The organism is Calothrix sp. NIES-2100 (assembly GCF_963875285.1).
Taxonomy (GTDB): domain Bacteria; phylum Cyanobacteriota; class Cyanobacteriia; order Cyanobacteriales; family Nostocaceae; genus Aulosira.
In genome coordinates this window covers 3555364-3567607 of the sequence record NZ_CAWNLA010000001.1, presented here as the reverse complement: position 1 = coordinate 3567607, position 12244 = coordinate 3555364, and the positions used below count along the sequence as shown (strand labels likewise).

At 42.1% G+C, this 12244-nt stretch carries 7 protein-coding genes; 5 read left to right on the top strand and 2 right to left on the bottom strand.

The window, feature by feature from the left end:
- Window positions 1-58: 58 nt before the first annotated feature.
- On the bottom strand, window positions 59-3046 hold the full coding sequence (locus AACU32_RS14755; RefSeq protein ID WP_339377900.1) for a tetratricopeptide repeat protein: 2988 nt from the start codon (window positions 3044-3046) through the stop codon (window positions 59-61).
- 344 nt (window positions 3047-3390) lie between these two features.
- Between AACU32_RS14755 and AACU32_RS14750 the strand changes: the two genes are divergently transcribed.
- Entirely contained in the window at window positions 3391-3552 is a 162-nt protein-coding gene (locus AACU32_RS14750) for a hypothetical protein (RefSeq protein WP_339377899.1), read from the top strand.
- 106 nt (window positions 3553-3658) lie between these two features.
- Here AACU32_RS14750 and AACU32_RS14745 read toward each other — a convergent pair whose 3' ends face one another.
- Window positions 3659-6631: a methyl-accepting chemotaxis protein gene (locus tag AACU32_RS14745; RefSeq protein ID WP_096600653.1), complete on the bottom strand. Its 2973-nt coding sequence runs from the start codon at window positions 6629-6631 to the stop codon at window positions 3659-3661.
- A 1130-nt stretch (window positions 6632-7761) separates the two neighbouring features.
- On the opposite strand from AACU32_RS14745, the gene AACU32_RS14740 reads away from it, so the two are divergent.
- The 4 genes from AACU32_RS14740 to AACU32_RS14725 all read left to right on the top strand — a co-directional run bounded on the left by AACU32_RS14740 (window position 7762) and on the right by AACU32_RS14725 (window position 12091).
- Entirely contained in the window at window positions 7762-8751 is a 990-nt protein-coding gene (locus tag AACU32_RS14740; protein WP_096600649.1) for a S1C family serine protease, read from the top strand.
- A gap of 307 nt (window positions 8752-9058) precedes the next feature.
- The gene (locus tag AACU32_RS14735; protein WP_096600647.1) at window positions 9059-9901 is read left to right on the top strand and encodes a S1C family serine protease; all 843 of its coding nucleotides are present in this window, start codon (window positions 9059-9061) and stop codon (window positions 9899-9901) included.
- Between the two features lie 8 nt (window positions 9902-9909).
- Window positions 9910-10533, top strand: a complete 624-nt coding sequence (locus AACU32_RS14730) for a response regulator transcription factor (protein ID WP_339377898.1) — start codon at window positions 9910-9912, stop codon at window positions 10531-10533.
- Window positions 10534-10816: 283 nt separating this feature from the next.
- On the top strand, window positions 10817-12091 hold the full coding sequence (locus AACU32_RS14725; RefSeq protein WP_096600641.1) for a cellulose synthase subunit BcsC-related outer membrane protein: 1275 nt from the start codon (window positions 10817-10819) through the stop codon (window positions 12089-12091).
- Window positions 12092-12244: the final 153 nt, after the last annotated feature.

Here is a 12244-nt window from a genome sequence, read left to right as displayed (position 1 = left end):
GGGCATTGATTATTTCTCCCTCATCTCCCTTGTCCCCCTTGTCCCCCTTGTCCCCTACTCAATTGGGACAAGCTTTTTTCCCTTGTTCGGCGGCTTGGTAGTCTGGTTTGAGCTTCAGGGCTTGATCGAAAGCGGCGATCGCTCTTTCGGTTTGGTGGAATTTACACAGGCTTAATCCCAAATAATACCAGGCTTCTGCTTTTTCGGTATTAGTTAACTGGGGACGCTCTAGGAGAAAATAAAATTGGGCGATCGCTTGATCGTCTCGCTTTAAGTTTTGTAGGGCGATTCCTTTCCCCCGCAAAGCTGCAAAGTAGTTAGGATTGTATTTTAATGCTTGCTCAAAAGCTTTGAGCGCTCCAACATAATCCTGTTTTTGCAATAATACTTTGGCTAGATAGGTAAACCCAATAGCTAATTCTTTGGCATTTGCATCTTTGCCTTCAACTTCCCATACCTGTTTTAATAACTCTATGCCTTGATTAATCGTAGTCAGCGCTGTATCTGGTTGTTTCAGTGCTATTAGTGCTTCGGTTTTATTGATCCAGAATACAGGGTCTTTGCCGTTGAGCATAATAGCTTTATCAAAAGCCGCGAGCGCCTGGTTATATTGTTTTAAATTATACATCGCTTCGCCCCGGCAATTCCAGGCATAAACAGCTTCTGGATTGATGATAGTGGCTGTGGTACAGGATTCTAGCATCTGGTTATAGTCTTTTAGTCCGGCTAGGGCATAGCCTCGGTTAGTCCAAGATTGGTAGTAGTTGCTATCGAGTTTTAAAAGTTTATTATATTTGGCGATCGCTTGTTGATATTCTCCTTGCTGCAATAGCGCATTACCTCGTTTAAAAATTGCTTCTACTTGTAACCATCTAAAAACACTCAAACCAAAAACCATCAAGCTAGAACCACAAACCATTAACCCAGCTATTGCTAGCAACACCAACCACCGTTTAGTTCCTTTCGGTTCAGGTGATGTAAGGGTATTGCGGACATTCGGAGTATGAGTCGCTCTTACGGGATTATATATAGTTGTTTGTGCCAAGGAGGCTCTAATTATTTTCTCTAACTCCTGCCTTACCCAATTGCGATCAAAAACTGCTTGGTAAATGCGGTTTCCCAGTTTCAGCCGCTCTTTTTTTTGGACTACTAATCCGATGCGCAATAGTTCCGCCTGTTCCCGACTGCTATTGTCATTTGCAACTTCCCCTTGTTGCCAAATTTGCTGGTACAATTCCAACAGCAATAATGGATCGCATTCCTGATTGCCAAGCAGACTTTCGCGCACCCCTTGCAAATGTTCAGCTGCGGCTTGAGTTTGCCAATTGTCAATCAAGCGACTTTGGACTAGCTGTTGTACTGTTGCGGCTTCGTTCCCTGCACTAATAAAAATTTCTGACTCACAGAGCAATTGACAAAGCAAAGAAGTGAGAAGCGGTTGTCCATCTGTCCACAACAATATTTCTGAACTTACAATGTCGGGACAAGCAGCTTTTTGATCTAATTTGAATAATTTGATATTGCTGCGGCTAAATAATCTTAACCTTGCGGATTCCTGCTCTATCCAATTGCGATCGAAAACTTCTTGGTAAATGCGGTTCGCCACTTTTAGCTTATCTTCTTGTGGCGCTACCAAGCCGCTCCGCAACAGTTCAGCCTGTTGTAAACTGCCATTGCTGGGGAATTCGCCCTCAATGCAAATTTGCTGGTACAATTCCAATATAGATAACGGATCGCATTGCTGATTGTGAATGATACTTGCGCTGATCCCTTGCAAATGCTCAGCTGCGGCTTGAGTTTGCCAATTGTCAATCAAGCGACTTTGGACTAGCTGTTGCACTGTTGCGGCTTCGTTCCCTGCGCTAATAAAAGTTTCTGACTCCGCCAGCAATTGACAAAGCTTTTGGGTGAGAATCGGTTGCTCATTAGTCCAAAACCGTACTTCTGCCCATAAAACCTCAGGACAAGCAGCTTTTTCATCTAATTTGAATAAATTGAGCTTGCGGCTGCTCAATAGTCTTAACTTTACTGATTCCTGCTCTATCCAATTGCGATCGAAAACTGCTTGGTAAATGCGATTGGCAACTTTTAGCTGATCTTGTTGTTGCACTACCAATTTTAACCGCAACAGTTCTGCCTGTTCTGGACTAGCTTTGCTCTTAACTTCACCCTCAATGCAAATTTGCTGGTACGCTGCCAACAGCAATAACGGATCGCATTGTTGATTGTGAATGATACTTGCGCTCAATCCTTGCAAATGCTCAGATGCGGCTTGAGTTTCCCAATTGTCAATCAAGCGACTTTGTACTAGCTGTTGCACTGTTGCGGCTTCTTTCCCGGCGCTAATAAAAGTTTCTGACTCCGAGAGCAATCGACAAAGCTTTTGGGTGAGAATCGGTTGTCCATCTGTCCAGAACATGACTTCTGTCAGCAAAACTTCTGGACAAGCAGCTTTTTGATCTAATTTAAATAACTTGATAGTACTACGGCTAAACAGTTTTAACCTTGCGGATTCCTGCTCTACCGAATTGGATGCCACAACTGAATGTTCAACAGGGTTCGAGACTTTCAAATTGTTCTGGTTTGGCACTGCCATTTTCAAATATAATTGTTCTGTATGCGCTGGATTTTCATAGATTCGAGATGCTCCCTGTTGATTGATATGCTGCCGCAATTGAGATTCTAAAGCAAGATGCTCGAGAAAAAATTTAATGGTCGTGGGTTTCAACCATCCCTTAAGTACTGCTAATTCTCCAAAACGAAGTTGCTGCTGTGGTTGTTCAGCCAGAATCGTGCTGACTTGCTGTTCATTTAACAGCCCAGCTGCTGCTAAATACCTCCCCAAAGGCTGTTTTGGTGTCCGCTCCAGTAAAACCGGCCACTGCTGAGAGAAAAAATCAGCAGTTTCTTGTTTCACCCATCCATGCAAGGCGAGAATTTCACCAAGTCGCAACCCAGTAACTTGGCTTTGCTCTTGCAGAGCAATTTCCACCTGTTCAGATGAAATGAGGTCAGCCTGTTGTAAGACTTTACCAAGCGGCTTCATAATCAAAAGGAATATTAAGTTATGAAAATAACAAGATAGATTATTTTTTTATTTGATATCAAAAGCTGATCTTACCACTTACGTAATAATTCTGACTATGCTAATCTATTAAATTCAACCTAATTCTTCATAAAGAAATCTTAAAAGTTGGCAAGCGGCTTGACATCTAGCTGTGGATAGACGAGTTTAGCCTGTTTATATGCTGTTATCTGCTGCCTCAGTACTGCCGCAAAATATCTTTAAAATCTTATTGTTATAGCAATCATAACTTAATGTTATAGCAATCATAACTTTAACAGCAAGATCCCTTTTTTCTTTAAGAAGTCGGGATCTGAAGTTCACCGATGTTCACCAATCAAATAGAACAGCTATATTTTTATGTGAAGATAGACTTATATATTCATCAAAGTAGACGCGATCGCGGTAGGGACACCAAAAGCATCAGCATGAAGCCTTTGGTGTGGCTGCTCGCTCTAGACGATCAAATCCGATACCTGTTGAGCTAGAATGTTGAATCAGCGAATTAATTAAACGTGAGTTCGATGCACAGGATATTGACCTCACCCCCACCGCCTTTCCTCAAAGCAGAGGGTGAGGTCTTAATAATTCAAGTTAATTAACTTTGAAAGTTTCTACAGTTGCTTGTAATTCCTGGGAAATTTCTACAGTTTGTTTGAGAGATTGGGAAGCTTGATGGGAGTAGCGGCTAGTGAGATTCGACACTTGATAAATTTCTTGCATGAGTTTGCTGACTGATTGCGATGTTTTGACTTGAGATTCTGTGGCTAAAGAAATTGACTGTACTAAATCGTCAATTTGTTGGGATACATAGAGAATTTGATTCAGAGAATTTTTAGCATTTTCGACAATGTTAGTACCTTCTACTACCTGATTAGTTCCAACTTCCATCGCTGTGACAACTTCATTCGTTTCCCGTTGAATTTTATCGACAATTTGTGTAATTTCTTGAGTTGCATCAGAACATCTAGCAGCTAGTGCCGCAACTTCTTCTGCAATCATGGCAAAACCTTCACCTTCTACACCCGCTCTTGTGGCTTCTAGCCCAGCGTTGATCGCTAAAAAGTTAGTTTGCATAGCTATTTGATTGATCAAGGCGACTACTTGGGAAATTTGTTGTGAAGATTCTCCCAGACGCTTGACTTTCTTTGCTGTGTCGCCAATTGTTGAGCGCAGTTTGAAGATATTTTGTACAGCCAAATCCATAGCCTTGCCATTGTCTTGGGCAGTACCAGATACTGTGTGGGCGACTATAGCAGCTTGTTTGGCACGATCTGCTACAGCTGCAATCGAAAGTTGCATTTGGTCTATACTAACTAGACTGAGGCTAATATCGTCTGCTTGTTTGAGTACGGTTTCGGCTAGTTGGTGGATGGCTACTTCGTTGTCGCCAATGGCTGTATTCACCTGGATCGCAGATGCTTTCACTTTAGTCACGATCGCTCTGAGACTTTCAACAATCGAGTTAAAAAAGTCAGCGACAGTACCAAGTTCTCCCATTGTCACTTCCGATCGCACAGTCAAATCGCCTTGGGATGCACCTTCAATATCTCTGAGGAGTGTGAGTATTTGCTGTTGTAATGCTTCGTTGTGTTGGCGTTGTTCCATCGCCGCAGCTTCTGCGCGGAAACGGGCTGTGACTACTTGCTCTAAAAGATTTGATTGCTCTAAAGCATAGCCCACAGGAATTCCTACCTGTCTCAACAATTCAATTTCTAGTTCTTGCCATTTACGAGTACTGGAACATTGGTGAGCAATCAACAAGCCATATAACTTGTTGTCGAGCAAAATTGGTGCGACTAAATTCGCTTTGACGGCAAATTGTTCTAGTTGGTTAAGGTGACAATCAGTTAAGCCTGCGGCATAAATGTTTTCCAGGGCTTGAACACGGCCATCTTGGTATTTCTGAACATAATCACTGGCAAAACAAGGATCGGCAATTTCTTTTCCTAAGGTTTTCGGCCAATCCGGATCAACGGATTCAGCAATAATTGTACCTTGCCAATTTTCGTCAAAACAATAGACAAGCACCCGATCAGCGGCGATCGCTTCTCTGATACTGGTGACTGCTACATTTAAGATATGTTCTGTGTTCAGGCAACCACGGAAACGCCCAGTAATTTCATTGACTATCTGTGACAATTTGGCTTCATTTTCCAGGCTGGTAGCTTGTGCGCTAATGGTCTCTGCCATTTGATTAAAAGTGTTAGCCAATTGACCGACTTCATCAGTAGCAAAAATCTCAGTTCGAGCAGAGCGATCGCCACGGGCAAATTTCTTGGCTGTTTGCTCTATTTGCTCGATCGGTTTCACAATTGAGCGCTGCAAAATTACTGCCCACAATAAGATGAGCTTCAATCCTAAAATAATGGCGACTACTTCGATCCAAAAACTATTTTTTAGTAGCTGATTCGGCGCATTTTCGGCAGTTCCCCGCACTAAAATAGCTACAGATTTATCATCAAAAACATTACTTGTTTGCTCATCTTTTTCAATAATTTTATTGGGTACAGCTTTCGCTGCCATTGAGTAAGTTTGGTTACCTAATTGTATTTTAGCTGTAACTGCTTGCCCTTTTGCTGATACTGCTGCTTTCAATAAAGCTATCCCTGTTTCGGGTAATTTAACATTAGGTTGCGCTTGATTAACATCTTTAAATTGACCTTGGTCTAAAGCTGTTGCTAGAGCAAATTCACCCGTTGGCTGGTGTAAATATACAGCACTGTAGCCGCCGGCTGTAGCTTTTAATGTATCCTTGACAATCTGGTCTTTTCCATTGACAAGATCACCAGTCACTAAAGCTCCCACCACTGCTTGTGTATCTGGATCTTTGAGCGGTGTCACTGTGTAACGAATCAGCGCATTTTGGTTGTTAAGTCCCGGTGGTAACAACGGTAATTCTTGACTTAGCTCTGATAAATTGATAACTCTGCTAGCTTTAATTTGTTGAGGATTAGCTAAGACTTCACTCACCAAATTATCAGGATTAAAAATTTCCCCACTCCGGTTAGTATTGGCACTAACAATTACTTGCAAATCTTGACCTACTAGGGTCGCATACTCAATTTTATTCAGCTTGACTTCGGTTTGCAGAATTTGCTTAACTTCTGCTTGCAATTCCTGACTTAATGCTTGTCCAGATGTATGCAAAATTGCTGCCTTAACAATCTTTGGGTTTTCAGCTTGACTACGAAATCCCAATCCCATCTGATTAACTTTGATATTGTAATTAATCTCGGAAATCGCTAATTCTGACTTGGCTTTTTCTAGGGAGCTATTTTGTAAACTACTTGTTATTAAATATCTGCCTACTATACTGATACCTAGAATAGATATCAATTGAGATACTATTAATGCAACCAAGTGCTTGCGGCTAATAGAAAGATTAGAAAATCTCTGGAATAAAGATGGTTTTCCTGCTTGATATTCAACATTTTGGCGGTGATTTTGGGCAGAAATACCAACAGAAGAACCGTTATGAGTATCAACAGTAAATTGTGGGTTTAAAGAAGGTAGTTGAGATTTTACTCTCGACCCATTTTGCTCGGCATGAAATCCATTTTTCATAAATCAATTTTTACCTATCAGTCAATGAGTATACCCAAATTACTAAAGTCATTACTCAGCCACTTTCTTGAGAAAATAGAAGAGTAAACCGCAAACCTGTTTGTAAAAAAGCAACTGTAACTCGAAAAATCTTGATTATTTATGACTGAAGCCGTCTAGAATATCATCGAGCCATAATCACGTAGTAACGACTCCAAAAAATGTATAAATAACAACCTGATTTTATGGCTTGTTAATTCATAATAATAATCTAATATTACTATGATTATATATAAATAAATTAATGGTGAACTGGTAATTTTTTAAGTAACTTTTACTTACTAACAATTTATAAAAGTTACGGAAATAATTCCTGATGATGATAAAATCAGCATTTTTGAATAATTCCAGAAAAACTCTGCCTGAGATTTGCTTAGACCAATGATGAACAGAATAAAAATCCCTAAATTCTGTTCTTGACATTAGTGCTTGTTCTGTCACCCATAAAAATAGTCCGAGCAGCCAAAACTGATAGATGAGAATAGCAATATCTGGAAAAATCACCAGTGATACTATGTTGATATCAGGTTTGTAAATAGCTAAGTAGCAGGTTAACATCATTACTGTTTAATAAAGTGTGTTGCATGGCTATTTTTGTTACTTGTTAAATATTCGTAGTAGGTAATTTGATGTTTTACTATTTTGATAATTGTTAAAAAATTACACTTACCTAAATTAGAATTTACAATTTTCCGAGTAATTTTGTCAAGTCAAAATGGCAGGGGTAATAATTATTACATAAAAACAACATAAATAGGACTGATATCTTTGTAATTAAATTCAGGTTAAAACTATCACCTTTGGTAGCTTTGTCTACGATCCAATACAGAATAGATCTTCATGAAACTTTTACAAATAAAGGCAGCTATGCTATGCCAAGGAGAAAATTTTCATCACCATGCATCAATAAAGAAGGAGGACAGGGGGACGAGGGAACAGGACAAGGAGAATGTCAAATGACAATTGACCAATGACAAGACAGCGATACTAGCCATTTTTCTAGGGTAAATTCTCCCCATTTTTCCGATGCCACTGAAGAGTAAAACAGGACAGGATATGAGCATCTTGTGAAAATTTGTCGAGAAAAATAGATGTCTTCATTACTGGAATTTTCCAACAGTTTAGCCGATATCGTAGAACAAGCCGGAAGTGCTGTAGTTGCAGTGAATGCTGGCACAGGGATTTCCTCTAGTGGAATTCACTGGCGTAATGGGATCATTGTTACTTCTGATGAGTCCCTGCCGCGTGATGAAGAAATTACCGTCACGTTATCAGATGGTCGCTCTGTTGCTGCTACACATCTAGGTCATGACTCTAGCACCGATGTAGCTGTTTTCCAACTGCAAGATGTAGAAACACCAGTGGCGAAAATTGGCGATGGGACAACACTGAAAGTCGGTCATTTGGTACTGGGAATAGCTAGAAGTAACGAAGGTGACTTGCGGGCGGCTTTAGGTACGGTAAGTGTGGTGAGTGGTGCTTGGCGGAGTATGAGTGGTGGCAATATCGACCAATACATCCGTCCCGATATTACTCTTTACCCTGGCTTTGCAGGTGGTCCGTTGGTAGATGCGGCTGGTTATGTGGTAGGCATGAACACATCGGGAAGGCGGGGTACGGCTTTAACGATCCCAGCAGCGACAATCAATCGTGTAGTTGACCAATTGATTGCCAGAGGACATATTGCACGGGGTTATTTAGGTGTGGGGATGCAACCTGTACGCTTACCAAATAATCTGATCACATCTCTGAATTTAACTGCTGCTACTGGTGTGATTGTTGTCAATGTCGAGCCTGAGGGGCCAGCTGATAATGCAGGTTTGCTGCTGGGGGATGTGTTGGTGAAATTTGATGGTGTAAGCGTGAGTGATACAGGTGATGTGATGGCGTTGCTCAATAGTAGCGATCGCGTCGGTAAAACTGTCAGCGTCCAACTAGTGCGGGGTGGGGTGTTAGTTGAATTAGCGATCGCAATTGGCGAACGACCATTTGAGGAATCCCCAGGTTCAGAAAGTACTGAAAAACGCGATGATTACCGCCATCACAGACGCGGGAGACATGGTAGGAGAGGTTCTCGTTAATCATCACCATGTATGAAAGGGGGATGAGGGAGACAAGGAGAGAAGTCTGAGCGCCGGTGTCCGGCGTTAGCGCAGCGGTAGCGAGGTACGAGCGTCTGGCTTCTCCTAACGGAGACGCTGCGCGAACGCCAACGTCTTCTCCCAAGGGGAGACGCTGCGCGAACGACGAACAGAACTTCGGAGGGACAAGGGGGACAAGGGGGACAAGGGAGACAAGGGAGACAAGGAAGAAAAATAAGAAATGCCCCATACTTCGGCTCCGCTCAGTACAAGTGCCCAATGACAAATGACAAATGACAAATAACAAATGACTACCACAAAAATTACACACTTTAGCGATGAACTAGCACACCTCGCTGCTAAATTACGCCATAGCACAGTCAAGGTTCAAAGCAATTCTCAAGGAGTGGGTTCTGGTGTAATCTGGCAAGCTGATGGCTTAATTATTACTAACGCCCATGTAGCAACCAGTAACAGAGCAACGGTAGAATTGGCGGATGGACGAGTATTTGATGCTGTGCGCACCCACTTTGACCCCCAGCAAGATTTAGCTGCACTAAAAATTACTGCTACTGATTTACAGGTTGCAACTATTGGTGACTCTGATGCACTACGAGTGGGTGAGTTAGTCTTGGCGGTGGGTAACCCCTTTGCTGATAGTGGTGCCCTCACCGCAGGGATGATCCACACTCGTCATCAGCAAGCAGTGATGGCTGATATTCGGCTGTATCCTGGTAATTCTGGGGGGCCACTAGCTGACTGTCTCGGTCGAGTTGTCGGAATTAATACAATGGTTGTTCACGGTTTAGCTGTGGCAATTCCCAGTGTAGCTGTTAACCGCTTTTTGCTTGCTGCCAATCGTCCGCGACTAGGAGTAACCTTGCAACCTGTGTTAGTAGGTAAACGTAACTTTGGTTTATTGGTGTTGTCTGTCCTTGGTGACAGTGTAGCGGCGAAAGCTGGTGTGCAAATTGGTGATGTGTTAATTGGAGTTGCAGGGCAATTATTTACTCAAAAAGATGACTTAGGCAAATATCTCCACCAAAGCCAAGACAGCGAATCACTACCGCTACAACTTTTACGTGGTGGTGAGCAATTTGTGGTTTATGTGCAATTGCAGACTGGGAAAACTGCGGTGGAGGCTACATGATCCGGGTGATGGTAGTTGCGACTTCCTCTGTGGTGCGGGCGGGTTTAGCGGCTGTCGTTGGGAGTGCAAATTCCCAGATGACTGTGGTGGGGAGTGCATCCGATTTGGATAGCTTAACCAGGGAAGTTGGGCAATTACAACCCGATGTAGTACTGCTAGATTTAGGTAGTAATCTGCAACCATCAATCTGGGAAAAATTGCTGCTGATTCAAGAGGAGCAATATCCTATAGGATTCTTGGCGATCGCAGAGTCACTCGAAAGCCTTGATTTAGAAGCCGCAATTCGTTCTGGTGTCCGGGGTATATTACCCGGTATCAGTACAGAGTCAGAAATTATCGCTGCGGCGATCGCGATCGCTGATGGTTTATTCGTCCTACATCCAGATTTTTTGGAGTTACTACCCATCCGGCAAAAAGTCGCAACTACCCCCGTACAAACCTTGACACCAAGGGAAATTGATGTATTAGAAATGCTCGGTTCTGGTTTAAGTAATAAAGCGATCGCCAAACACTTGCAGATTTCTGAGCATACCGTGAAGTTTCACATCTCATCGATTTTTCAAAAGCTTGCTGTCTCCACCCGTACCGAGGCTGTAACTGTTGGTGTCAGGCTGGGTTTGATTATGTTGTAAAGGCATGGGGCATTGGGCATTTGTCCTCCTTATCCCTCCGTTCGCGCAGCGTCTCCCCTTGGGAGAAGTTCTGATGCCTGCGGCAAGCCGCTCCGCGTCTACGGAGGAAGCCTCCGCTCAGACTTCTCTCCTTGTCCTCCTTGTCCCCCTTCCCTTGTCCCCCCTGCCCCCCTGCTCCCTCATCCCCCTTAAATGGCGATTGTGGATGATGGAATTTGGTGATTATAATGCCAAATTAATTAGTGATGTATTTATTTCTATATATTTGGCAGTGTAATCTTTCATGATGGCAAATATTTTTTCTGATAACTCTGGATTGATATATAAATATACTAAGTTAATTTGGAAATGTTTACAGTTTCACTGGTTAGCAATTTTGAGCTTGGGTATTTGGATATCATTAGCAGATAAATCACAAGCTAATCAAATATATAAACACTCGGATTCATCCTCGAAATTGCTAGAAAAAATTACTTCTATAAATGATTTAGAACAATTTGATATATTTCCCGTTAATGAAAATGAAAATCACTCAATAACGCTGCCATATTTGATTGCTGCACCGGAGAATTTCAATCCAAGTTTGCAGATACCGCCCCCATTACCAGAGTTGCCAAAACCTTCTCAACCATCGTCAACTACAGCTGAACCAGAGAAACCGCTCGCAGTTTTGGAAAATATCCAAACAGATTTTCGCAATGATACAGATAACTTTGGTATACATAATTTGTTTATCGAACCAACATTTCAGTTTCGATTACCTAATGGCAATAAAATATTTGTCAAAACAGGTTTCAATTTTTTCGAGCAAATCGGTATAGAATCAATTAGCAATATTCCCATACAAATTGGCTGGCAAGGAAAAGTTGGGGACGTAAAGCTGCAAACAGCAGCAGGAGTTGATATTTTCAACCGGTTACCTCCGGCTATCAATCTCAATGCTCAGGTAGAAGCGCTAATTATACCGCCGAAAGTTTCTGATTCAGGTCAATTACTTTCGGGTTTAATAGTATCTGTGAATGTAGAGCAAGGGCCTTATAAATTTAACGCTCAAACTTTAGAAAATCAAATTACTGCTTGGCGATTTGGGCCTAATTTATATTGGCAGATTGATCGTGACACGAGTTTATTCTCATCATTACGCTTGGGTAATTACAGCGATCGCAATTCTGAGGTGCAGTCTTTCAGCAGGTTAGAGCGCAAGTTTGGACAATTTTCGCTCGCCGCTAACTTGTTCACATGGAGTTACGATCGCAATTTGGAACGCACAAGCGGCTATTTTTCTCCACCTGATTTTTTCGTATACAACGCTGAGGTGGCTTGGGAGGGAGAAGTTGTCAATTTCTTGCGCTGTCGGTTATCTGCTAGCTTAGGACAGCAACGGCTAAATGGCGAATTTGATAACGCCAATGCCTATCAAACTCGCTGTACAGCAAAGCTTTCACCTAGCATAGAAGCAGATTTAGGCTATAGCTTTAGTAATGTGCGCAATCAGGACACCGGGGGAAGTGCTTACGGTGGTAACTCTCTGACAGGACAGTTGCGAGTCAAATTTTAACATACATGAAAGGGGGATGAGGGGGATGAGGGAGAGTAATGACAAATGACAAATGACAAATGACAACTGACAAATGCCAAATGACTTTTTCAAGTGTGTTAGTTAGCTGTCAATGCTGGGAAACATGAACAAAGCAACAGTGACTAATAAAAT

Excerpts from the sequence above, each read along its gene's own strand:
- AACU32_RS14755 (WP_339377900.1), bottom strand. The coding sequence starts at position 3,046 with ATGAAGCCGCTTGGTAAAGTCTTACAACAGGCTGACCTCATTTCATCT.
- AACU32_RS14750 (WP_339377899.1), top strand. The coding sequence starts at position 3,391 with ATGTTCACCAATCAAATAGAACAGCTATATTTTTATGTGAAGATAGAC.
- AACU32_RS14745 (WP_096600653.1), bottom strand. The coding sequence starts at position 6,631 with ATGAAAAATGGATTTCATGCCGAGCAAAATGGGTCGAGAGTAAAATCT.
- AACU32_RS14740 (WP_096600649.1), top strand. The coding sequence starts at position 7,762 with ATGTCTTCATTACTGGAATTTTCCAACAGTTTAGCCGATATCGTAGAA.
- AACU32_RS14735 (WP_096600647.1), top strand. The coding sequence starts at position 9,059 with ATGACTACCACAAAAATTACACACTTTAGCGATGAACTAGCACACCTC.
- AACU32_RS14730 (WP_339377898.1), top strand. The coding sequence starts at position 9,910 with ATGGTAGTTGCGACTTCCTCTGTGGTGCGGGCGGGTTTAGCGGCTGTC.
- AACU32_RS14725 (WP_096600641.1), top strand. The coding sequence starts at position 10,817 with ATGATGGCAAATATTTTTTCTGATAACTCTGGATTGATATATAAATAT.